At 64.5% G+C, this 21,008-nt stretch carries 24 protein-coding genes; 20 read left to right on the forward strand and 4 right to left on the reverse strand.

Translation table 11 applies throughout. The annotated features are described in order from the left end of the window. Positions 1 to 64 precede the first annotated feature (64 nt). Together rbfA and N5P29_RS07780 are read left to right on the forward strand one after the other, a co-directional pair. Positions 65 to 532: a 30S ribosome-binding factor RbfA gene (gene rbfA / locus N5P29_RS07775; RefSeq protein ID WP_262278033.1), complete on the forward strand. Its 468-nt coding sequence runs from the start codon at positions 65 to 67 to the stop codon at positions 530 to 532. 84 nt (positions 533 to 616) lie between these two features. Continuing rightward, positions 617 to 1,099, forward strand: a complete 483-nt coding sequence (locus tag N5P29_RS07780; RefSeq protein WP_262278034.1) for a nucleoside deaminase — start codon at positions 617 to 619, stop codon at positions 1,097 to 1,099. Here N5P29_RS07780 and N5P29_RS07785 read toward each other — a convergent pair. Further along, positions 1,096 to 2,280, reverse strand: coding sequence for a pyridoxal phosphate-dependent aminotransferase (locus N5P29_RS07785; protein ID WP_262278035.1), 1,185 nt, complete (start codon positions 2,278 to 2,280; stop codon positions 1,096 to 1,098). The genes N5P29_RS07780 and N5P29_RS07785 overlap by 4 nt on opposite strands. 34 nt (positions 2,281 to 2,314) lie before the next feature. Here N5P29_RS07785 and truB point away from each other — a divergent pair, with 34 nt between their 5' ends. The 8 genes from truB (at position 2,315) to N5P29_RS07825 (ending at position 10,070) form a co-directional block, all read left to right on the forward strand. After that, on the forward strand, positions 2,315 to 3,268 hold the full coding sequence (gene truB / locus N5P29_RS07790; protein ID WP_262278036.1) for a tRNA pseudouridine(55) synthase TruB: 954 nt from the start codon (positions 2,315 to 2,317) through the stop codon (positions 3,266 to 3,268). 2 nt (positions 3,269 to 3,270) lie between these two features. Then, positions 3,271 to 3,624, forward strand: a complete 354-nt coding sequence (locus tag N5P29_RS07795; RefSeq protein ID WP_262278037.1) for a hypothetical protein — start codon at positions 3,271 to 3,273, stop codon at positions 3,622 to 3,624. A 2-nt stretch (positions 3,625 to 3,626) separates the two neighbouring features. Continuing rightward, complete coding sequence (locus N5P29_RS07800) at positions 3,627 to 4,079, forward strand: hypothetical protein (RefSeq protein WP_400457163.1); 453 nt, start codon at positions 3,627 to 3,629, stop codon at positions 4,077 to 4,079. Between the two features lie 88 nt (positions 4,080 to 4,167). Then, positions 4,168 to 5,151, forward strand: coding sequence for a bifunctional riboflavin kinase/FAD synthetase (locus N5P29_RS07805; RefSeq protein ID WP_262278039.1), 984 nt, complete (start codon positions 4,168 to 4,170; stop codon positions 5,149 to 5,151). A gap of 157 nt (positions 5,152 to 5,308) precedes the next feature. Continuing rightward, the gene (rpsO, locus tag N5P29_RS07810; protein WP_144663024.1) at positions 5,309 to 5,578 is read left to right on the forward strand and encodes a 30S ribosomal protein S15; all 270 of its coding nucleotides are present in this window, start codon (positions 5,309 to 5,311) and stop codon (positions 5,576 to 5,578) included. 238 nt (positions 5,579 to 5,816) lie between these two features. Further along, positions 5,817 to 8,069 carry a polyribonucleotide nucleotidyltransferase gene (locus N5P29_RS07815; protein ID WP_262278040.1) on the forward strand — a complete coding sequence of 751 codons (2,253 nt, stop codon included), beginning with the start codon at positions 5,817 to 5,819 and terminating at the stop codon, positions 8,067 to 8,069. A gap of 88 nt (positions 8,070 to 8,157) precedes the next feature. Next, positions 8,158 to 9,501, forward strand: a complete 1,344-nt coding sequence (locus N5P29_RS07820) for a M16 family metallopeptidase (RefSeq protein ID WP_262278041.1) — start codon at positions 8,158 to 8,160, stop codon at positions 9,499 to 9,501. An 89-nt stretch (positions 9,502 to 9,590) separates the two neighbouring features. Further along, a complete protein-coding gene (locus tag N5P29_RS07825) occupies positions 9,591 to 10,070 on the forward strand; it encodes a DUF1579 family protein (RefSeq protein ID WP_262278042.1) in 480 nt (159 codons plus the stop codon). Here the strand turns inward: N5P29_RS07825 and N5P29_RS07830 are convergent. Together N5P29_RS07830 and moaA are read right to left on the reverse strand one after the other, a co-directional pair. Beyond that, positions 10,067 to 10,333, reverse strand: coding sequence for a MoaD/ThiS family protein (locus N5P29_RS07830; RefSeq protein ID WP_144663028.1), 267 nt, complete (start codon positions 10,331 to 10,333; stop codon positions 10,067 to 10,069). The two genes, N5P29_RS07825 and N5P29_RS07830, sit on opposite strands and share 4 nt — an antisense overlap. A 5-nt stretch (positions 10,334 to 10,338) precedes the next feature. After that, a complete protein-coding gene (moaA, locus tag N5P29_RS07835) occupies positions 10,339 to 11,478 on the reverse strand; it encodes a GTP 3',8-cyclase MoaA (protein ID WP_262278043.1) in 1,140 nt (379 codons plus the stop codon). 134 nt (positions 11,479 to 11,612) lie between these two features. Between moaA and N5P29_RS07840 the strand changes: the two genes are divergently transcribed. Genes N5P29_RS07840 through N5P29_RS07880 form a run of 9 tightly spaced genes read left to right on the forward strand, consistent with a single transcriptional unit; the run spans position 11,613 to position 19,259 of the window. Continuing rightward, entirely contained in the window at positions 11,613 to 12,359 is a 747-nt protein-coding gene (locus tag N5P29_RS07840) for a response regulator transcription factor (RefSeq protein ID WP_262278044.1), read from the forward strand. Then, positions 12,349 to 13,587, forward strand: a complete 1,239-nt coding sequence (locus N5P29_RS07845) for a sensor histidine kinase (protein WP_262278045.1) — start codon at positions 12,349 to 12,351, stop codon at positions 13,585 to 13,587. The genes N5P29_RS07840 and N5P29_RS07845 overlap by 11 nt, the downstream gene beginning before the upstream one ends. Continuing rightward, positions 13,584 to 15,197: a molybdopterin-dependent oxidoreductase gene (locus N5P29_RS07850; protein ID WP_262278046.1), complete on the forward strand. Its 1,614-nt coding sequence runs from the start codon at positions 13,584 to 13,586 to the stop codon at positions 15,195 to 15,197. The genes N5P29_RS07845 and N5P29_RS07850 overlap by 4 nt, the downstream gene beginning before the upstream one ends. A 55-nt stretch (positions 15,198 to 15,252) precedes the next feature. Continuing rightward, positions 15,253 to 16,485, forward strand: coding sequence for a molybdopterin molybdotransferase MoeA (gene glp / locus N5P29_RS07855; protein ID WP_262278537.1), 1,233 nt, complete (start codon positions 15,253 to 15,255; stop codon positions 16,483 to 16,485). Further along, a complete protein-coding gene (gene moaC, locus N5P29_RS07860) occupies positions 16,473 to 17,012 on the forward strand; it encodes a cyclic pyranopterin monophosphate synthase MoaC (protein WP_262278047.1) in 540 nt (179 codons plus the stop codon). The genes glp and moaC overlap by 13 nt, the downstream gene beginning before the upstream one ends. Further along, complete coding sequence (locus N5P29_RS07865; RefSeq protein ID WP_262278048.1) at positions 17,009 to 17,512, forward strand: MogA/MoaB family molybdenum cofactor biosynthesis protein; 504 nt, start codon at positions 17,009 to 17,011, stop codon at positions 17,510 to 17,512. The genes moaC and N5P29_RS07865 overlap by 4 nt, the downstream gene beginning before the upstream one ends. After that, positions 17,502 to 17,957 carry a molybdenum cofactor biosynthesis protein MoaE gene (locus N5P29_RS07870; RefSeq protein WP_262278049.1) on the forward strand — a complete coding sequence of 152 codons (456 nt, stop codon included), beginning with the start codon at positions 17,502 to 17,504 and terminating at the stop codon, positions 17,955 to 17,957. Before N5P29_RS07865 ends, N5P29_RS07870 begins: the two co-directional genes overlap by 11 nt. Positions 17,958 to 18,008: 51 nt before the next feature. Then, entirely contained in the window at positions 18,009 to 18,767 is a 759-nt protein-coding gene (gene dapB / locus N5P29_RS07875) for a 4-hydroxy-tetrahydrodipicolinate reductase (RefSeq protein ID WP_262278050.1), read from the forward strand. Between the two features lie 3 nt (positions 18,768 to 18,770). Then, positions 18,771 to 19,259 carry a hypothetical protein gene (locus N5P29_RS07880; protein ID WP_262278051.1) on the forward strand — a complete coding sequence of 163 codons (489 nt, stop codon included), beginning with the start codon at positions 18,771 to 18,773 and terminating at the stop codon, positions 19,257 to 19,259. Here the strand turns inward: N5P29_RS07880 and N5P29_RS07885 are convergent. Further along, on the reverse strand, positions 19,235 to 20,470 hold the full coding sequence (locus N5P29_RS07885) for a heparan-alpha-glucosaminide N-acetyltransferase domain-containing protein (protein ID WP_262278052.1): 1,236 nt from the start codon (positions 20,468 to 20,470) through the stop codon (positions 19,235 to 19,237). The genes N5P29_RS07880 and N5P29_RS07885 overlap by 25 nt on opposite strands. Before the next feature lie 104 nt (positions 20,471 to 20,574). On the opposite strand from N5P29_RS07885, the gene N5P29_RS07890 reads away from it, so the two are divergent. Further along, positions 20,575 to 20,910, forward strand: a complete 336-nt coding sequence (locus N5P29_RS07890) for a hypothetical protein (RefSeq protein ID WP_262278053.1) — start codon at positions 20,575 to 20,577, stop codon at positions 20,908 to 20,910. Positions 20,911 to 21,008 lie beyond the last annotated feature (98 nt).

Raw genomic sequence — 21,008 nt, forward strand, 5'->3', positions numbered from 1 at the left:
CGGGTCCGTCGGGTAAACCCGGCGGGCCCGTTCCGTCCCCGTTTCTACTTTCCAGGAGGAAGTCATGGCTGATCCCGCACGCGCTGCCAAACTGGCACAGCGGATCAAGGTCGTCGTCGCCGAGGCCCTCGGGCGCCGGGTCAAGGATCCGCGCGTCGAGTCCATCACGATCACTGACGCCCGCGTCACCAACGACCTTCAGCACGCCACCATCTACTACACGGTGTTTGGTGACGAGGTTGCCCACTCCGATGCCGCGAAGGCGCTGGAGAAGGCAAAGGGCGTTCTGCGCCAGGAAGTTGGCCGCAACATCACGGTCCGTCTTACCCCCACCCTCGAATTCGTGGCCGACCAGATCCCGGTCAATGCCTCCAACCTCGAGGAACTGTTGCGCGAAGCCAAGCGTCGCGACGCAGAGGTAGCCGCATTGGCTGCCGGCGCCAAGCACGCAGGCGACGCCGATCCGTACAAGGGCGATGAGCCGGACGACGTCGACGAAGAAGACTTCGACGACGAGGATGCCGCCCGCTAACCCCCTCGAGTTTTTGTACAGCTAATGCCCCTAAGACTGTGTTTTAGGGGCATTAGCTGTACAAAAACTCGTTAGGATCGGAGCATGTCGGCGCACAGTGCTCACCAGCGTGATGAATACCTGAACCGGGCCATAGAGCTGGCCGTCCAGAACGTTGCCGACGGCGGCGGACCATTCGGCGCCATTGTGGTCACCCCGGACGGAACCGCCCATGAGGGGGTCAACCGGGTAACCAGGGACCACGATCCCACGGCCCACGCCGAGGTAGTGGCAATCCGCCGGGCCGCCGCGGCCACCAGGAAGTTCGACCTCTCGGGTTCGGTGCTCTACACCAGCTGCGAACCCTGTCCGCTCTGCCTCTCGGCCACGCTGTGGGCCAGGATCGGGCACGTCTACTTCGCGGCTGACAGGCACGGAGCGGCGCGGGCAGGCTTTGATGATGAACTGTTCTACGAGTACTTCGGCGGATCCAGGCCAGGGCTTCTGCCCGTGGAACACTTCGAGATCCCTGCCGCGGACCAGCCCTTCGAAGCATGGCGGAACCACGTCCGACGCACTGCCTATTAGGGCTGTCCGTTCCAGGACGTGCCGGAGCCGGGCCGCGCAGGAAGGCGGCTGACGCCCTCGAGCAGTTCCTCCTGGCCACCGCACAGCGCAATCCGGATCCAGCCCTCACCGATCGACCCGAAGGCCGTCCCGGGTGCGAACGACACACCTGAATCCGCGAGGAACTTGCGCACCCAGGTGCGGACATCGCCGTCGCTCACGTGTGAAACGTCGGCCCACAGGTAGAAGGCACCCTGCGCACCCAGGTAGGGGATGTTCTTCTCCACCAGCACGGCCGAGGCTGCGTCGCGGTTGCTCCGGTAGTGCTCGCGGGCGGTGGAAACATACTCCTGCGGCCCGGTCAGCGCCGCCAAGGCCGCGTACTGCGACGGCGAGGCCACGCAGGAGACGATCGACTCCATGACGTTGTTCATCTTCTGCTCCAACCCCGGCGGGCAGACCAGCGCACCGATACGCAGTCCGGTCAGGCCGTACGTTTTGGAGAGGGTCAGTGAAGCGAACACCCTGGCCTCGCCGGGTTTGGCGCTGTCAAAACGGACCGGGCTGACGTGCGGGACGTCGAAGGTAAAGGCTTCATAGCACTCGTCGGAGATGATCCACAGATCGTGCTTGGCGGCAAGGGCAACCAGCTGCCGGGTGGTCTCCTCGCTGATGACCGCGCCCAGCGGATTGGACGGAGAGTTCAGCATCAACACTTTGGTCCGGGGCGTGATGAGGGCTTCAATGTCCTCGATGTGCGGCTGGAAGTCGTTGTGCGGGTACAGCGGATACTGCACGGGAACTGCGTGCAGCAGCCGGGTTGTCATGGCGAATGTGGGGTATCCGGGGTTGGGGATGAGGATTTGGTCGCCGGGGGACAGCAGCAGGCTCATGGCGAAATGCAGTCCTTGTTGCGCGCCGTCCACTACGTAGACCCGGTCGGCGCCGATGTCCACACCTTGCTGTTCCCGGAACCGAGCGGCAAAGGCTTCACGAAGGGCAGGAATCCCCGCATTGGGTGTGTAGTTGGTCTCATCCCGGTCCAGGCATGCAATCCCGGCATCCAGGACGTGGCGGGGCAGTGCGAACCCTGGCTCGCCAATGCTGAGGACGATGGCCCCGGGGGTTGCCCAGGCGGCTTCTGTGATTTCGCGGATCTGGTTCACGGGGACGTCGCGGACGTGCGCGGCAAGCTCAGGCATGGGAGCCATCCTAGCCACCCATATACTGGTTAGCGTGCTTTCTGGACTGGTAATCGTTGACAAACCGCAGGGATGGACCAGCCATGATGTGGTTGGACGGATGCGGCGGCTGGCCGGCACCCGGAAAGTGGGGCATGCAGGCACCCTTGATCCCATGGCCACCGGGGTGCTGGTGATCGGCATTAATAAGGCAACACGGCTGCTGACCTACATTGTGGGCACGTCCAAGACCTACACGGCCACCATCAGGCTGGGCGAGACCACCATCACCGACGACGCCGAAGGCGAGGTCACGGAAGCCCGCAGCGCCGCGGTCGTCACCGATGCCGCCATCGCCTCCGGCGTCGCCGCGCTGACCGGTCCCATCCAGCAGGTCCCCAGCAGCGTCAGCGCCATCAAGGTCAACGGCGAACGTTCCTACGCACGTGTCCGCTCCGGGGAAGAGGTTAAACTCGCTGCCCGCCCGGTCACCATCCACCGTTTTGACGTCCATGCGATCAACAGGCCCGACGGCGGCAGAGTGGTCGACGTCGAAGTCACCGTCGAATGCTCCTCGGGAACGTACATCCGGGCCTTGGCCCGCGACCTCGGCAACGCCCTTGGCGTGGGTGGCCACCTCACGGCACTGCGACGCACCCAGGTCGGCCCGTATTCCATTGACCAGGCCAGGACCTTGGAGGAACTGGCAGAAGAGCTCGAAGTCCTGGACATGTCCCTGGCCGCACGTGCCCTCATGCCCAACCGTGAGCTGAGCGAGGAAGAAACCACGGAGATCTCCTTCGGCCGCCGCATTGCCGCAGGTCCTGGAGCAGGCACTCCTGACGCGGCCACGGCCGACAAACCCGCCGCGGCGTTCGCGCCGTCGGGGGAGCTGGTGGCACTGTTGGCAGACTCGGGCACCTTCGCCAAGCCGGTGCTGGTCTTTGCGCCGGGGACAGGCCCGGGAACGGGAACGGGCGCCGCTTCGGGAACGGGACAGGCGGAGTAGGCATGGACGGGTATTTTTACGCACTCCTGATCGTCGGGCTGGTTTCGACCATCCTGTGCATCGTCGCCGGCTTGATGAAGAAGGCGCCCAACGATCCCACGATCTACTCCGTGCTGGCGGTCGAAGTGGTGCTGCTGGTGTATCTGGTGGGATCGATCGTCCGCGTTGCCTTGGGCGAGCAGATCGCAGGCGAGCCGTGGGAATTCTGGGGCTACATGCTGACCGCCCTCATCATCCCCCTGGGGGCCGTGTACTGGGCAATCCTGGAACGAACACGCTGGAGCAATTTCGTCCTCGCAGCGGTGGGCGTAACGGTCCTTGTGATGGGTGCCCGCATGAACCAGATCTGGTACTGACCTTGAAGGAAGAACACAAAGTGACTGGAACCGAGACCAACTCCGCCGGCCAACAGCCGAGGCAAAAAGACACGCGGAACACCGGCCCGGGACGTCTGCTGATTGCGGTCTACGCTGTTTTTGCCCTGTCGGCGACGGCGCGGGCCGGCTACCAGATTGCCACCAAGTTCGCCGAAGCTCCGCTGGCGCACATCCTTTCGGCGTTTGCCGCCGTCGTCTATATCGTGGCGACCGTTTCGCTGGCCAAGCCCGGACGCACCTGGTTCAAGGTCTCGCTGGCTGCCGTGCTGACGGAACTGGTGGGCGTGCTCGTGGTGGGAGCGATCAGCCTTTTCGACCCGGTGGCTTTCCCGCATGACACGGTGTGGTCACTGTTCGGACGCGGCTATGGCTTTGTGCCGTTGGTGCTGCCGATCCTTGGGCTCCTTTGGCTCAACAAGCGCCGCCCGTCCTGAGCCGTCTGCCCTTGCGGGTAACCTTAGATTGTTCCGGCGCCGGGAGGTTGCCGGTCGCAATGAACATCTGCAGTAAAAGGCGAGGTTGATGGTCCACATCTGGAACGATCCCACTGAGGTCCCCAAGGACTTCGGACCTACCGTTGTCACCATCGGCAATTTCGACGGGGTACATCGGGGCCACCAGCATGTCCTCTCCCAACTGACGGACACCGCGAAGCGATACGACATTCCCTCGGTCGCCGTGACGTTCGATCCCCACCCGGCGCAGGTCCACCGGCCGGATGCTGCACCTGAACTGATCATGGGCCTGCCTGACAAGCTGGATGCACTGGCCGACACCGGCGTCGACGCCGTCCTGGTCATGAAGTACACGCTGGACCTCGCGGCGATGTCGCCCACTGAATTCGTCCAGGAGGTCCTGCTCGACGGACTCCACGCCGCGCACCTTGTTGTAGGCCACGATCTCCGCTTCGGCGCCGGGAACGTCGGTGACGTAGTCACGATGCAGGAGCTGGGCGAACAGCTGGGCTTTGGTGTGCAGGTGGTCAACGAATACGGCGCCGGCGGCTTCCCGCTCCATCACGACGGCGACGCCGACCGCCGCTGCTCCTCCACCTGGGTGAGGGAGGCCTTGTCCGAAGGCGACGTCGTCACTGCCGCCGCGGTGCTGGGCAGGCCGCACCGGATGCGGGGTGAAGTGGTCCATGGTGCTGCCCGGGGCCGCGATCTCGGCTTCCCCACGGCCAACCTTTCCCCGGATTCAACAGGCTACATCCCGGCTGACGGCATCTACGCCGGCTGGCTGATCGACGAAGCGGGAACGCGCTGGCCGGCCGCGATCTCCGTTGGTTCAAACCCCACTTTCGACGGCGTCAGCCGCCAGGTCGAGGCCCATGTGATCGACCGTCCGGAAGAGCGCGTTGAAGACTTCGACCTCTACGGCCAAACCGTTGCGGTCGAATTCACCCGCCGCCTGCGGGGGATGGTTGCCTACCGTGGACCCGAAGCACTGGTGGAACAAATGTGCCTGGACGTGGCCCAGGCGCGGGACCTGCTCGCCCCGCGGTAGGGGATTTCGACAACACTGGCGGCCTGCCGGTAAACTGGTAAAGGTTCTGGCCGCAGTCCGTGGCAGCTGGACCTGTTTTTGTGTGCGGAGACGCACCAAGGGCAACCCGTCAGCGAAGCGCTGCATCGGGAGGCACGGCACAACTCTAGGAGTTCACGTGGCACTTGACGCCGCTGTAAAGCAGTCCATCATCAAGGAATACGCAACCTCTGAAGGCGACACCGGTTCGCCCGAGGTCCAGGTTGCAGTCCTGACCCAGCGGATCAAGGATCTGACTGAGCACATGAAGGAGCACAAGCACGACTTCCACACCCAGCGCGGTCTGCTCGCACTGGTTGGTCGTCGCAAGCGCATGCTTTCCTACTTGAAGGACACCGACATCGCCCGCTACCGTTCGCTCATCGAGCGCCTCGGCCTGCGCCGCTAGTCTGTCTTTGGCGGCCCGGTCCTTGAAGGAACGGGCCGCCTTCTTCACCAACAACTAAACACAGGAATCAACCGCATCGCGCATTCGCGGTCCTCGGTAGTGATTCCCGGGATGTGTGCCGCAGGAGGTGCAGCCCGTGGATCTCGATCGATGACCGGGTGTAGTACAGGCCAGTAAAAAAGAAGGGGCCTGGGTTGATGCGGTGGACTTCCGCTAACAGAAACGGAGGTGACTCTCCATGGAGGGTCCCGAAATCCAGTTCTCCGAAGCCATCATCGACAACGGCCGGTTCGGCAAGCGCGTCATTCGCTTCGAAACCGGTCGCCTTGCCAAGCAGGCAGCCGGCGCTTCGATGGTCTACATCGACGATGACACCGCGCTTCTTTCCGCAACCACCGCCGGCAAACAGCCGCGCGAAGGCTTCGACTTCTTCCCGCTGACGGTCGACGTCGAAGAGCGCATGTACGCGGCCGGCCGCATCCCGGGCTCGTTCTTCCGCCGCGAAGGCCGCCCGTCCACCGAAGCCATCCTGGCTTGCCGCCTTATGGACCGCCCGCTGCGCCCGGCCTTCGTCAAGGGGCTGCGCAACGAGGTCCAGATCGTCGTCACCGTTCTGGCGATCAACCCCGATGAGCTCTACGACGTCGTCGCCATCAACGCGTCCTCGATGTCCACGCAGCTTTCCGGCCTCCCCTTCTCCGGCCCGATCGGTGGCGTCCGCGTTGCCCTCATCGCCGACGAGCAGGGTTCGCAGTGGGTTGCCTTCCCCAAGCACTCCCAGCTCGAGAACGCCGTGTTCAACATGGTTGTTGCCGGCCGCATCGCCGGTGACGACGTCGCCATCATGATGGTTGAAGCCGAAGCCACGGACAACTCCTGGAGCCTCATCAAGGAACAGGGCGCCACTGCCCCCACCGAAGAGGTTGTTTCCGAGGGTCTTGAGGCTGCAAAGCCGTTCATCAAGGCACTGTGCGAGGCGCAGGCAGACCTGGCAGCCCGCGCTGCCAAGCCCACGGTCGAGTTCCCGGTCTTCCTGGACTACCAGGACGACGTCTACGCTGCTGTTGAAGCTGCTGCCGCCGACAAACTGGCCGCTGTCTTCCAGATCGCTGACAAGCAGGAGCGCGACAACGCTTCCGACGCTCTCAAGGACGAAGTCCTCGGCGCACTCGCCGGAGAGTTCGAGGGCCGCGAAAAGGAGCTGTCCGCAGCGTTCCGCTCGGTCACCAAGCACGTCGTGCGCCAGCGCATCCTCAAGGACCAGATCCGCATCGACGGCCGTGGCCTGACGGACATCCGCCAGCTGACCGCCGAGGTCGAGGTTCTTCCCCGCGTTCACGGCTCGGCCATCTTCGAACGCGGCGAGACCCAGATCATGGGTGTCACCACGCTGAACATGCTCAAGATGGAGCAGCAGATCGACTCGTTGTCGCCGGTAACGCGCAAGCGCTACATGCACAACTACAACTTCCCGCCGTACTCCACCGGCGAGACCGGCCGCGTCGGTTCCCCGAAGCGCCGCGAAATCGGCCACGGTGCCCTCGCAGAGCGTGCACTGGTTCCGGTTCTGCCCACCCGTGAAGAGTTCCCGTACGCCATCCGCCAGGTATCCGAGGCCCTTGGTTCCAACGGTTCGACGTCCATGGGCTCGGTCTGCGCATCCACGCTTTCCATGCTCAACGCAGGTGTGCCGCTGAAGGCTCCCGTCGCCGGTATCGCCATGGGCCTGGTTTCCGACCAGGTTGACGGTCAGACCCGTTACGCTGCCCTGACCGACATCCTCGGCGCCGAAGACGCTTTCGGTGACATGGACTTCAAGGTTGCCGGTACGTCCGAGTTCGTCACGGCCATCCAGCTGGACACCAAGCTGGACGGTATCCCCGCATCCGTGCTGGCAGCAGCACTGAAGCAGGCCCGCGAAGCCCGACTCCACATCCTCGAGGTCATCAACGCCGCGATCGACACCCCGGACGAGCTCTCTGAGTTCGCCCCGCGCGTCATCGCCGTCAAGATCCCCGTGGACAAGATCGGCGAGGTCATCGGCCCCAAGGGCAAGATGATCAACCAGATCCAGGAAGACACCGGCGCGGACATCTCCATCGAAGATGACGGCACCGTCTACATCGGCGCTACCAACGGCCCGTCCGCAGACGCTGCGCGTTCGGCCATCAACGCCATCGCCAACCCGCAGGTACCGGAAATCGGTGAGCGCTACCTGGGTACGGTCGTCAAGACCACCACCTTCGGTGCCTTCGTTTCCCTTACCCCGGGCAAGGACGGCCTGCTGCACATCTCCGAGCTCCGCAAGCTGGCCAACGGCAAGCGCGTGGACAACGTCGAAGATGTCGTCTCCGTGGGCCAGAAGGTCCAGGTCGAGATCACCAAGATCGATGACCGCGGAAAGCTGTCCCTCTCGCCGGTTGTTGCCGAAGAAGAAGGCGCAACCGCAGAGGAAGCTCCGGCCGAAACCGCTGAAGCTTCTGCAGAGTAGTCTGTAAGCAGTACACCCGGCGGGGCCGGTGGACTTGAAAAGGTCCACCGGCCCTTCCGGCCTTAACCCGAAAACCTGAAAGGCTTTGATGACTGTCGTACCCTTGCCGCTGGAGCAGACCCTTCCCGGCGGCGAATTGATCCATGGTGCCGAGGGCGGTTCCGTCGTTCGGCGTTCGGTCCTTCCCGGCGGCGTGCGCGTCCTGACCGAGGCGATGCCGGGCCAGCGTTCGGCCACCATCGGGTTCTGGGTGGCAGTAGGTTCACGCGACGAGGCAGAAGGCCAGCACGGATCAACACACTTCCTTGAACACCTCTTGTTCAAGGGCACCAAGCGCCGAACCGCCCTGGAAATAGCGTCCGCCTTCGATGAGGTGGGCGGCGAGTCCAACGCCGCAACGGCAAAGGAAAGCACCTGCTACTTCGCCCGGGTCTTGGACACCGATCTCCCCATGGCCATCGATGTCATTGCGGACATGATCACCGGCGCGGTCCTGGACCCCGCGGAGCTTGAGCAGGAACGCGGTGTCATCCTTGAGGAAATCGCCATGGACAGCGATGACCCCACGGACGTCGCCCACGAGAAGTTCGTGGCCGCCGTCCTGGGCGACCATCCGTTGGCGCGCCCAATCGGCGGAACACCGGACGCCATCAAGGCCGTTGCACGCGATTCTGTGTGGGAACACTACCAGCGTTACTACCGCCCCGAAGAGTTGGTCATCACGGCAGCCGGCGGATTGGATCACGACGTCGTCTGCGGGCTGGTCCTCGACGCGCTGACCGCTGCGGGCTGGCAGCTTGACCCCAACGCCGCTCCAGTGAACCGGCGTGGGACTGAACGGGCAGTGATCACCGGTACGTCGGGACTTCATGTGGTGAAGCGTCCCGTGGAACAGGCCAACATCATCATGGGTTGCCCGACGATGGTCGCCACGGACGATCGCCGCTTCGTCATGAGTGTCCTCAACGCTGTACTGGGCGGCGGCATGTCCTCGCGGCTCTTCCAGGAGATCCGCGAAAAGCGCGGGCTCGTGTACTCGACATACTCCTTCACTGCGGCCTACGTGGATGCCGGATACTTCGGCATGTACGCCGGCTGTACGCCCTCCAAGGTCCGCCAGGTCCTGGAACTCCTGGGTGTGGAACTGGACAAGCTCGCCAAGGATGGCATTACGGCAGAGGAACTCCGGAAAGCCGTGGGGCAGCTCAGCGGCGGGATTGTCCTGGCCCTTGAGGACACGGGTTCCCGGATGTCACGGCTTGGCCGGGCAGAGCTGGTTTCCGGTGAGTTCCAGGACATCGACGAAACCCTGGCCCGCATCCAGGCGGTCACCGTGGAGGAAGTACAGGAACTCGCCCGTGAACTGGCTGAGGCTCCGCGAACCATCACAGTGGTGGGGCCTTTCGAAGAATCCGAGACGTTCGGACTCTGAGGGGAGCCGGTTTCTGCCCGGCTCTGGACGCGCCCAGCCTCAAAGGGGCAGCATGATGGTGATGCTGCCCCGCTGGCTTTGGAGACGTGATGGACCTGTCCGCACCCGGTCGTGCCGCCGATATTCTCCGGGACTTCCTTGGCCATTGGACGGGCATAACAGAAATCGCATCCTCACCTTGGGGGACCGCCAGGACGGCCGACGCCGAGGTGGTATTTACCGGGACGGCCGGTGGCCATGCGGTGGTCCAGAGCTACAGGCACCGCGAACCCGATGGGAGCCATTTCGAGGGACACGGCATGTTCACCGTTGACCGCGACCACGGTGACACCCTCTGGTATTACGTGGACAGCATGGGTAAGCCACCGGCCGCGCCGGTCAGGGGAACGTGGAGCGCGGGCATGCTGACGCTGGAGCGACGCACGGCCGACGGCGTGGCCAGGCACACTTTCCGCGTGGACGACGGCGTACTGGTACACACAGCCGACCTGCGCTTGGAAGGCCACGCAGGCTTCAGCCCGCTGCTGAAGAGCGTCTTCAGGAAAACGCCCGTGCCTTCGGCCCGCTAGCCTCCGGCGAAGGGCGGAAGGACGTCAATGACGTCGTCGGCTCCAAGCGGCGCAGAATGGTCCCGAACCGCCACTTCGTTGCGGAGGAAGCTGCTGCGCGCCACGATCCTGGCCAACGTTGGCGTGCCTTCCGGAGGCACAGGACGTTCGACGGCGAGGGCGGCTTCCAGGAGCGCCTCCAGGCTGGTGCCTTCCGGAAGTGCGTGGAGTTCTTCTTCGACTCCCGCTGCCGCGCGCGCGGCAGCGAAGTAACGGACCAACAAGTTTTTCAGCCTCCGATTGCGCTCATGCTGCGGTCCGGCTGCACGAAGTCCGCTGCGCCGAGACCGGTGTGGTCCATGCCATGGGCCTTGGGTTTGATCCACATGGCGTCCTGCCAACGCTCAGCGAGCTCGGCATCCGTTGCCCCACTGCGCAGGAGCCCCAGGAGGTCGAACTCCTCCCGCGAGAACAGGCAGCTCATGATCTTGCCCTCGGCTGTGATGCGTGTGCGCCGGCAGTCGGCGCAGAACGGTTCGGTGACCGAGGCGATGATTCCCACTGTTCCAAGGACCGGACCTGAAGCTTCAGCGGAACCGGAGTCCCGGCGTCGTACTTCAAACCTTTCGGCGGGGGCGCCGTCGCGTTCGCGCGGGTCGGGGGAGAGGACGAAGTCGCGGGAAAGGAGCTCCCGGATCTCCGCGGCGGTGATCATGTTGCGGCGGGTCCAGCCGTGGTCGGCGTCCAGCGGCATCTGCTCGATGAAGCGCAGTTCGTAGCCGCGGTCCAATGCCCACGCCAGGAGGTCCGGGGACTCGGTGTCGTTGATTCCGCGCATGAGCACGGCGTTGAGCTTCACCGGGCCGAGGCCTGCCGCCCAGGCGGCATCGACGCCGGCCAGGACCCGGTCCAGGAACGGACGGCGGGTGAGCTTGGCGAAGGTTTCCTCGTGAAGGGAGTCGAGGGAGACGTTGATGCGGGTCAGGCCGGCAGCCTTGAGGGCTTCTGCCTTCTTGTCCAAACCGACGCCGTTGGTGGTCATGGAGACGGGAAGGTCAGGATGCTCGCTCCGGATGCCGGAGATGATCTCCGCCAGATCGGCACGCACCAGCGGCTCACCGCCGGTCAGGCGCAGTTCCCGGACACCCAGCGAATTGACGCCGATGCGCACGATCCTGACGATTTCGTCCCGGGTCATCACAGCTTGCTTGGAGAGCCATTCGAGGCCTTCGGCAGGCATGCAGTAGGTGCACCGGAGGTTGCATTTATCCGTCAGGGACAGCCGCATGTCAGTGGCGCGACGACCATGGCGGTCCCACAATCCGGCCGGAGTGCCGGCCGGGCGGGGCGGCGGCGTTGCCGCACCGCTTTCCGTGCCGCCCACGGCTCCGCTGGAAGGGGGCATTGGCATGCCCAGCTGAACACTCATGAATTCAGGCTACGCCACCCGGGCGGGAACAGTGACACCGGTTACAGCCAAGGAGTTCTTACGGAATTCCTACGGTTGGGCCGTTGTTGCTGGAATCGCGTGCCGGGCCACGTTGGCAAATCTATGCTGAAAGCGTGACCACGAATGCGGCATCATCAGCGGAGCCGGGAAACCGGCGTATCCTCCTGGTCGAGGACGAACAGACCATTGCCGATGTTGTCCGCGATTACCTGGTGATGGCGGGGTTCCAGGTGGACACCGCAGGCGATGGCTTCACCGCCCTGGCCCTCGCGGCGCAGCGCAAGCCGGACCTCGTCATCCTGGACCGTATGCTGCCCGGACTGGACGGGGTTGAAGTGTGCCGAAGGCTGCGTCACACCATGACCGTACCGGTCATCATGGTCACCGCGTTGGGAACCGAAGATGACCGGATCCTGGGGCTGGAGATGGGCGCCGACGACTACGTCACCAAGCCGTTCTCGCCCCGTGAACTGGTGCTGCGCGTCAAGTCCGTGCTGCGGCGAAGCATCAAGGACTACGCTCCCGAACCGTCAGTTGAAGCCGCCGGACTGGAACTCGATCCTGCGTCGCGGACCGTGACGCAGGACGGGCAACCGCTCTCGCTGACAGCCCGTGAATTCGACCTCCTTGCCTTCCTTATGCGCAGGCCCAACCAGGTCTTCAGCCGGGAAGAGCTCATCAAGGCCGTGTGGGGGTGGGACTTCGGGGACCTCTCGACCGTTACTGTCCACGTCCGCCGGCTGCGCGAGAAAATCGAAGTCAATCCCACCAAACCGGAACTCATCAAGACCGTATGGGGTGTCGGCTACCGGTTCGACGCGTCCCCGGACAGCAAGCGGGGGGCGGAGCATGGAGGGTAGCGAACTCTGGACCATCCTGGCCTGGGTCCTCTTCTGGGCCGTGCTCACCGGCGCCGCCACCTTGGCCCTGTTGCGGGTGCTTCGACGGGCCTCGGTATTGGCCCAAATCTGCCTGGTGGTCGTCGCCACGGTGGCTGTGTTGGTAGCGGGTATGGTCAGTGCCTTCAACGCGATGTTCATCTCTGCCAGGGACCTCGAAGTCATGTGGTACATCCTCGCGACCGCATCGGCGGTCGCCGTGGCCCTGTCCCTCGTGCTCGGCGCAGGAGTGTCCAGGAACGCGGCACGGTTGGTGGACGCGGCCCGCAGGATCGGCCGCGGCGAAACGCTGGACCAACCCCCTGCCGAGGGCAGGCGGCCGGCTCCGGCCATGACATCGGAGTTGGCTGAACTGGCACAGGAACTTGAAGCAAGCAGCCGAAGCCTTGCCCAATCCCGCGAACGCGAAGCCGCCATCGAGAAGGCCCGGCGCGAGCTGGTGTCGTGGATCTCGCATGACCTGAGGACACCGCTTGCCAGCATGCGCGCCATGACCGAAGCCCTCGAAGACGGAATGGCTCCGGACGTCCAGGGCTACTACCGCAAAATAATCGGTCAGACCGAGCAGATGACCGCCATGGTCAACGACCTCCTTGAACTGTCCAAAATCCAGGCGGGGAGCCTTCGCCTGCGCGCTGAAGCGCTGGATCTTTACGACCTCGTCAGCGACGCCCTGTCTGATCTGGCACCGCTGGCAGCCAAACGGGGGATAACGCTCGACGGCGGTGGCGCCCGCGAGTGCATGGCGGTGGCTGATGGACCCAGCCTGGCCAGGGCGGTACGGAACATCCTGCTGAACGCCATCATTTACAGCCGCCCGGACACCGAAGTCCATGTCAGCGTTGGACGGGACAACGGCAACGCCATCATCGCCGTCCAGGACCAGTGTGGTGGCATCCCGGAGGAGGACCTCCCGCACCTCTTCGAAACGGGGTGGCAAAAGGACCCGTCGCGGGGCGCTCCGCAGGCCCTGCAGGGAAGCTACAGCGGGGCCGGTATTGGACTGAGCATGGTGGCGGGCATCGTTACTGCACATGGCGGCGAGGTGGGCGTGGGCAATGTCGACGGCGGTTGCCGCTTCGCGCTCACGCTTCCGGCCGGATCAGTTCCGGAATCCGCCGCTACTCCGGCCATGGACGGCTCCGGGGGCACGACTGAATCGAACAACGTCCGTGGAGGCACATCATGAGTACGCCGGTACGCAACACGATGAAGACCGGGCGCCCAGCCGACGGCCCGCGCTTGTGGGCGCCTGCCGCCGGCCTCGTTGCCGGTGCGGCAGGGATTGCGGCAGGGGAGCTCACTGCAGGGCTTCTCAGCCCCTTGGTTTCCCCGGTGACGGCGCTCGGCGGCGCTGTGATCGACGCCGTGCCACCGGGGGTGAAGGATGTTGCCGTTCAGCTATTTGGAACGGCAGACAAAGTGGTCCTGGTGGCCTCCATCGTGCTGGTCGCCGGGTTCCTTGCCGCGCTCGCGGGCATCCTTGAACGACGACGTCCCGGGCTTGGGTTGGCTCTTGCCGGACTTGCGGGCGTTGCTGGACTGACCGCCGTCGTGACCCGTGCCCAAACCAGCCCGCAGGCGGCCTTGGCGCCGATCGTAGCCGCCGCCGTCACCATGGTCCTGCTGAGGATGCTGATCCGGAGGCTCGATACTTGGCTTCCCCGCGTCGCGGGAAGCACGCACAGCGCAGACACGACGGCCGCGGGACAGGGCCGCGGGCAGGCGCCCCTGGCCAGAAGGAGTTTCCTCAATGCCATGACCGGAACGGCCCTTGCCGCTGTGGTGGGAGGAACAGTGACGGCGATATTCACCCGGGCCACCGCTGTGGCCGCGGGGTTCCGTAGCTCACTGAAGCTGCCGGCACCGGCAACACCGCCACAAACCGTGCCTGCGGGGGCCTCGCTTTCCCTGCCGGGCATCAGCGCCCTGGTGACCCCCAACGCCGACTTCTACAGGATCGATACCGCCCTGACGGTTCCTGCCATCGACCCGCCGGCGTGGAAGCTGAAAGTCACCGGAATGGTGGAACGGGAAGTCCAACTGGATTTCGCCGAGCTCCTGGCAAAACCCATGACGGAGCGCCACATCACCATCGCCTGTGTGTCGAACAACGTCGGTGGTGACCTCATCGGCAACGCACTGTGGCTGGGGTGGCCGGTGCGTGAGCTGCTGGCCATGGCCGGGCCCAAGGCCGGTGCGGACATGGTGCTCTCCACCAGCAACGACGGCTGGACCGCCAGCACACCCCTTGAAGCGCTGACCGACGATCGCGACGCACTGTTGGTGGTCGGCATGAACGGAGAACCGCTGCCGTTGGAGCACGGCTTCCCCGTCCGCATGATCGTGCCCGGACTTTACGGCTTCGTTTCCGCCACAAAGTGGTTGACTGAACTCAAAGTGACCCGCTTTGCCGACGACACCGGGTACTGGACCACCCGGGGTTGGAGCGACCACGGGCCCATCAAGACCCAGTCCCGCATCGACGTGCCACGCAATGGACGGACTGTCCAAGCGGGAAAGGTGCAGTTCGGCGGAGTTGCCTGGGCGCAGCATCGCGGCGTGGAACGGGTTGAAGTGCGCGTCAACCGTGGTCCATGGCAGAAAGCACAGTTGGCGGGCGCCATCTCCACCGACACCTGGTACCAGTGGCAGATCGGGATCGACCTCACCGCCGGCGATCACAAAGTCCAGGTCCGGGCCACCGATGCAAGCGGCCAGCCGCAAACCGAAGACAAGGCTCCCGTTGCCCCGGACGGCGCAACGGGTTACCACACCATCAGCGTCAAAGTGGCCTGAGCATCTACTCTGGGAACGTCCGGATGTTTGCCGGAAGCCCACGTGCCCCAGGAGGATTCCCGTGCCCCGATCTGTTGCAGCCCATCGCCAGGCAGTGGTGGAACTGCTGACGGCAGCGACCGCCAGGAAGGGCACATTGCGGCTTCCGCTGGTGGACGCGCTCGGAAAGGCGCTCGCCGTCGACCTCCATGCACCGCTGTCCCTGCCGCCGTTCGACAACTCCCAAATGGACGGCTTTGCCGTCCGTTCCGCTGATATTCCCGACGGCGGTGCGAAGCTCCCGGTGTCCGCGCCCGTTCCGGCCGGTGCTGCGCCGGGGCCCCTGATGCCGGGCCATGCCGCCCCCATCATGACCGGGGCCATGATGCCTGAAGGGGCTGACGCCGTCGTGCCGGTTGAGAAGGCGACGCCCAGCAGCTTCCCGGAACCAAGCGTGCAGGACGCGGAAGTGGTGCTGCCGGTGGTCGCACCGGGGACGTTCGTGCGCCCAAGCGGCAGTGACATCGACAAGGGCGCGCTGGCGCTGGCTGCCGGCACTTTGCTGGGGCCCGGACAGCTGGGTTTGCTGGCAGCGCTCGGGATGGTAAAGGTGGAGGTCCGTGAGCCCTTGCGGGTCCTGCTGCTCACTACCGGAGACGAGGTCCTCGAGCCGGGTGCGGAACTGACACAGGGCAAGATCTACGACTCCAACGGCACTTTGCTGGAAACCTCAATGCGGCAGGCCGGACTGGAGGTAGTCCGCACAGCTATCTCGGATGACAAACCGGAGGGCCTGCTGACGGTTCTGGACCGTCACCTTGGAGGGAACGACGACGGCGGCACTCCGGTTGACGTCATCGTCACCACCGGGGGAGTCAGCAAAGGTGCCTATGAAGTCGTACGTCTTGCCATGGCAGGGCAACCGGTGGACTTCCTCCATGTCGCCATGCAACCGGGCGGGCCCCAGGGATTGGGGACCTTCAACGGGGTACCGTTCATTGGCTTCCCGGGAAATCCCGTCAGCTGTTTGGTCTCTTTTGAGATGTTCCTCCGCCCCGCCCTTTCCCAGGTGACCGGGGCCCCCGCACCCCGGCCGGTGTTGAAGGCCCGTCTCGCTGAAGCACTCACATCCCCGCTTGGCAAACACCAGGTGCGCCGGGGAACCGCAGTGGACGGTGTCGTACGCATGGAGGGCGGTGCAGGGTCACACCTGCTCCATGCCTTGGCCCGTGCCAATGCTTTGGTGCAGATCCCCGAAGACGTCACGGAACTCGCCGAAGGTGACGAAGTGGAAGTATGGATGCTGTGAACCACACTCCCGAAAACCCGGCAGGCACCACGGGCCTGACCCATCTACGGCAGGACGGCACTGCCCAGATGGTGGATGTCTCCGACAAAGCCGTGACCACCCGCGAAGCCACAGCTACGGCCACGGTCCGCTCCACTTCTGAAGTCCTGGCCCTGTTGGGCGCGGGCGAACTGCCCAAGGGCGATGCCCTGGCCGTGGCCCGGGTCGCCGGAATCATGGCGGCAAAGAAGACCCCTGAATTGATCCCGCTGTGCCATCCCTTGCCCATTTCCAAGGTCACTGTGGACTTCGAACTGTCCACCGATTCGGTGGGAATCCTGGCCACCGTCAAGACCCGGGGTGTGACCGGCGTCGAGATGGAAGCCTTGACGGCGGCCTCCGTGGCTGCATTGAGCGTCTACGACATGATCAAGGCTGTGGACAAGCACGCGGTGCTGAGCGACATACGCGTCCTGTCCAAAAGTGGCGGTAAGAGCGGAAGCTGGGACGTCACCGGGGATTCCCGTGACGGGGAGGCGGGCGCATGAGCGCGTGCGAGCCCAACGCGCACGGGTCCCGGAAGGCCGGCGTCGTGATTGCCTCCACCCGGGCGGCCGCCGGCCTTTACACCGACGAAACCGGGCCGGTAATCCTCGACTGGCTCAAGGAGCACGGTTTCGACACCTTCCCCACCATGGTGGTTCCTGACGGCGAACCTGTGGGTGCCGCGCTCAGGGCACTCCTGACCCAGGAACCGGCCGTCGTCATCACAAGCGGAGGAACGGGCCTCAGTCCGGACGACCAGACACCTGAAATGACGCTGCCACTGCTGGACCGGGAAATCCCGGGAATCATGGAAGGCATCCGACGCGCGGGCGCCGCCAAGACCCCCATGGCCATGCTGAGCCGCGGCCACGCAGGCGCTGCCGGGAAGACATTCATCATCAACCTGCCGGGATCGCCCAAGGGAGTCATGGACGGGCTCGCCGTCCTTGACCCCGTCATTGGCCATCTCTGCGAGCAACTGGAAGGAAACCATGGACACTGAAACGGACTTCGAGGTTGTCAGCGCTGTCTTGAGCTCCGAGCCGATCTCGGTGGACCAAGCCATCAAGGCAGTGGAATCTGACACTGCCGGCGCCGTGGTCAGCTTCAGTGGCGTGGTACGGAACCACGACGGCGGCAAGGCAGTGGACAGGCTGAGCTACAGCGCCCACCCCACGGCTCACCAAGTCATGTCCGACGTCGTGGCGCAGCTGGTCGCAGAACACTCGGGCGAAGCTGACCAGCCCGTCCGCATCTGGGCCGCCCACAGGATCGGCATGCTGGAGATTGGTGATCCCGCATTGGTGTGTGCCGTGGCCGCTGCCCACCGTGGACAGGCGTTCGCCGTGTGCTCCGAACTCGTGGACCGCGTCAAGGAGCAGGTTCCCATTTGGAAGGAACAGTTCTTCTCCGATGGCACCGTTGAGTGGGTCGGCGCGGGGGAGTAGGGCGTCGTCACGGTTCCTTGAGGTGCCCGGCCCGGCGGTAGGGTTAAAGGCATGACCGAACAACTTGCTGTTGCAGTGCTGGGCGCCCATGGGCGCATGGGAATCGAAGCCGTGAAGGCCGTTGAAGCAGCCGGGGACATGACTCTGGTGGCTGCCCTCGGCCGTGGTGATTCCCTGGAGAAACTGCTCGACGCCGGTGCACAGTACGTTGTCGACCTCACCGTTCCGGACGTCACCGAGGCCAATGTGCGGTTTGCCGTTGAGCACGGGATCCACGCTGTTGTGGGCACCACCGGCTGGGATGCGCAGCGGCTGGAATCCTTGCGGACCCTCTTGGGGCAGAAGCCGGACACCGGTGTCTTGATCGCTCCGAACTTTGCCCTTGGATCGGTGCTTGCCAGTGCTTTCGCGGCCAAGGCATCGCAGTATTTCGAGTCCGTGGAAATCATCGAGCTTCACCACCCCAACAAGGTGGATGCGCCTTCGGGCACGGCCGTGCGTACTGCGCAGCTGATTGCCGAGGCCCGGCAGGAGGCAGGGGTCCCGGCGAGCCCGGACGCCACCGAAACATCGCTGGACGGTGCACGGGGCTGCGACGTTGACGGTGTGCGTGTGCACAGCGTCCGTCTCCGCGGCCTGGTGGCCCACCAGGAGGTGCTCTTTGGTGGTCCTGGCGAACAACTGACACTGCGTCACGACTCCTTTGACCGTGCGTCCTTTATGCCCGGCGTCCTGCTGGGACTGCGGAAAGTGGCAGCAAACCCCGGTCTGACGGTCGGCCTGGACGGCTACTTGGACCTGGGGCTCTAGAGAGTGGCGAACTTCGTGGCAACCCTGAAGAAGAACCGCACCAAGATCTGGGTGGGGGCCATCACCTTGCTCTTGGTGTTGTACTTGGTGGTCTCCGTGCAGCGCTCTTTCCTTCTGCTCGGTGACCCGAATTTGGTAGCGAAGGGGATCGGAGCAGCATACTTGGTGCTTCCGGTCATTGGTGCGTGGGCATTGATCCGCGAACTGCTCTTCGGTGCCCGCACCGAGCAGATGGCCAAGGTCCTGGAGGCCGAAGGCGGACTGCCCGAGGACACCTTGCCACGGACACCAGGTGGCAGGATTGTGCGGGCGGCTGCCGATGCCGAGTTTGAGAAGTACCGCGCTGAAGCTGAAGCGGCCCCCGATGATTGGCGTTCGTGGTTCCGGCTCAGCTGCGCCTATGACGCCTCGGGCGACCGCAAACGTGCCAGGGCGTCCATGCGGGATGCCGTGAAGCTCTTCCGCTCTCAGCCCACCGTGGCGGGACGGTAGCTGCCCAGCCTCGAGGCGAGGTGGGCCAACCATTCGAGCGGCCCGCGCCGCCGGAGCACCGCAAAGCAAACCCCGATGCTGATGGCGCATAGCGCTTGGGCCCAGTACATGCCCTCGTTGGTCCACCCGGCCGGCAGTGGTTGGTTGGTAAAGCTGGAAACCACCCATACATGTGCCGAATACAGGCTCAGGGTCATCGCGCCCGGGCCGCTGAGCACCAACAGGAAGTTGACCCTGACACGGTCGGCCACCCTTCCCAGAAGCAGGAAGAAGCCCACAACAGCGGCAGCCACGCCACAGGTGTGCACCAAGTCCAGGGTGGTACCCGCGTGGGGTGATGCTGTGGCCAGCCACCACCACGAATCCAATTGCTGCAGCCCTGTGAGATTGACCTGGAGCATGCTTTCCAGGGGGTAACCCCTGGTTCCGGGCAACACGGACAGGGCGGCGCGGCCACCCCACGCTTCCATGGCCAGGGTTCCCAGCACTTTTGCGACACTCGCTGCGACAATTCCGTACGTCAGCAACATGAGTTGCACTTTCGCCGTCGTCAGGGCCAGCCGCCCGATCACCAGGCCGACCAGAAGGTAGGAGATCCACTGGCACACGGGGTAGTAGCCAGTGAAGAACAGGTCCGCGAGGAGGCGGCCGGGCGTTTCCAGGTCCTCCCAGCCGGGATTGTGCCCCAATTGCAGTGGAGGCTCCGCGTCAAGCAGCATGGGGCGGACCAGGTAGGCAAGGACCGGTGAGCCGACGATCCATCCCGCGGCCCAGAAACACAAGGATTTCAGCTGCAAGCCGAGGAACGGCAGGATGCACAGGAACAACACCGCGTAGTGCACAAGGATCACCGCGACGTTGACGTCCAGGCCGCCGAGCGTCAGCCCGACGGCGGCAATCACCAAAGCGCGCATGGCCACGCCGCTCCGGGCGGACCACAGCTCCGCTCCGCTGCGTGGCTCCAGCTTGCCTGTGGAGAGGGCCAAGCCCATTCCGGCCAGTACTGCAAACAGTGCTGCCGAGCGGCCTGAGAACAGCAGGCCTACCATCGTTGGCTCCCAGTGGGGAGAGGGGCCGAACGTCGGCATCAGGTGAGTGGCCATCATGCCAAGCAGGGCCGCTCCGCGGGCTGCGTCAACGCCGGTCAGCCGGGCAGTCGTCGAACCGCTACCTGGTGCCCTGCGCGGAGGCGCCGTCTCTTGCGAAGTCATGCAGCGATCGTCTCACAGCCCGCTTGCCCGCCTGGTTGGAGTCGGGGCCCCCCGCAGCCAGCAGTCCCCTTGTATTCGAATATGTGTTCGAATAACATAGCGGCATGAATGACGTTCCACTGCAGCCGGGCGGTCCGGGCGGCCCGATGAAAGCGATGAGCCCCGGAGTTGTCGACTTCCTTTTCAGGCAACTTGTGACCGGCGAACCTCCGGAGGACACGCAATGGCGCAGGGAGGGCACGGTGTTGGCTGAGCAGGCTCCCGGTGCGGAGCTGGCCCGCAGGTTGTCGGAGACCGATGTGGAATCACTGACGCCGTTGGAATTGTTCGAATATGTCCGGGCCTCCCAGCGGTTGGTTGCCTGGGCGGAGCAGCTCAAAGAGCGTGCCGTGGGCCAGTACTGTACGGGCCAGCCGGCCAAGGCGCCGGGAGCGGCCTAGCCGTGGTGGCCTGCAGCTTCGGCGTTGGGGGAGTGAATGAGGACCGTCACGCGGTCTTCATTCTTCCAACATGGCCGTGACAGGGTAACGTTTTTCCT

It is taken from the genome of Paenarthrobacter sp. JL.01a, assembly GCF_025452095.1.
In the GTDB taxonomy this organism is placed as follows: Bacteria; Actinomycetota; Actinomycetes; order Actinomycetales; family Micrococcaceae; genus Arthrobacter.

Coding starts and splice junctions, on each gene's coding strand:
- dapB (WP_262278050.1), top strand. CDS start 18,009: ATGACCGAACAACTTGCTGTTGCAGTGCTGGGCGCCCATGGGCGCATG.
- N5P29_RS07825 (WP_262278042.1), top strand. CDS start 9,591: ATGGACCTGTCCGCACCCGGTCGTGCCGCCGATATTCTCCGGGACTTC.
- N5P29_RS07850 (WP_262278046.1), top strand. CDS start 13,584: ATGAGTACGCCGGTACGCAACACGATGAAGACCGGGCGCCCAGCCGAC.
- moaC (WP_262278047.1), top strand. CDS start 16,473: ATGGATGCTGTGAACCACACTCCCGAAAACCCGGCAGGCACCACGGGC.
- N5P29_RS07795 (WP_262278037.1), top strand. CDS start 3,271: ATGGACGGGTATTTTTACGCACTCCTGATCGTCGGGCTGGTTTCGACC.
- N5P29_RS07890 (WP_262278053.1), top strand. CDS start 20,575: ATGAATGACGTTCCACTGCAGCCGGGCGGTCCGGGCGGCCCGATGAAA.
- N5P29_RS07815 (WP_262278040.1), top strand. CDS start 5,817: ATGGAGGGTCCCGAAATCCAGTTCTCCGAAGCCATCATCGACAACGGC.
- N5P29_RS07885 (WP_262278052.1), bottom strand. CDS start 20,470: ATGACTTCGCAAGAGACGGCGCCTCCGCGCAGGGCACCAGGTAGCGGT.
- rbfA (WP_262278033.1), top strand. CDS start 65: ATGGCTGATCCCGCACGCGCTGCCAAACTGGCACAGCGGATCAAGGTC.
- N5P29_RS07870 (WP_262278049.1), top strand. CDS start 17,502: ATGGACACTGAAACGGACTTCGAGGTTGTCAGCGCTGTCTTGAGCTCC.
- N5P29_RS07820 (WP_262278041.1), top strand. CDS start 8,158: ATGACTGTCGTACCCTTGCCGCTGGAGCAGACCCTTCCCGGCGGCGAA.
- N5P29_RS07805 (WP_262278039.1), top strand. CDS start 4,168: ATGGTCCACATCTGGAACGATCCCACTGAGGTCCCCAAGGACTTCGGA.
- N5P29_RS07845 (WP_262278045.1), top strand. CDS start 12,349: ATGGAGGGTAGCGAACTCTGGACCATCCTGGCCTGGGTCCTCTTCTGG.
- moaA (WP_262278043.1), bottom strand. CDS start 11,478: ATGAGTGTTCAGCTGGGCATGCCAATGCCCCCTTCCAGCGGAGCCGTG.
- N5P29_RS07780 (WP_262278034.1), top strand. CDS start 617: ATGTCGGCGCACAGTGCTCACCAGCGTGATGAATACCTGAACCGGGCC.
- N5P29_RS07785 (WP_262278035.1), bottom strand. CDS start 2,280: ATGCCTGAGCTTGCCGCGCACGTCCGCGACGTCCCCGTGAACCAGATC.
- N5P29_RS07865 (WP_262278048.1), top strand. CDS start 17,009: ATGAGCGCGTGCGAGCCCAACGCGCACGGGTCCCGGAAGGCCGGCGTC.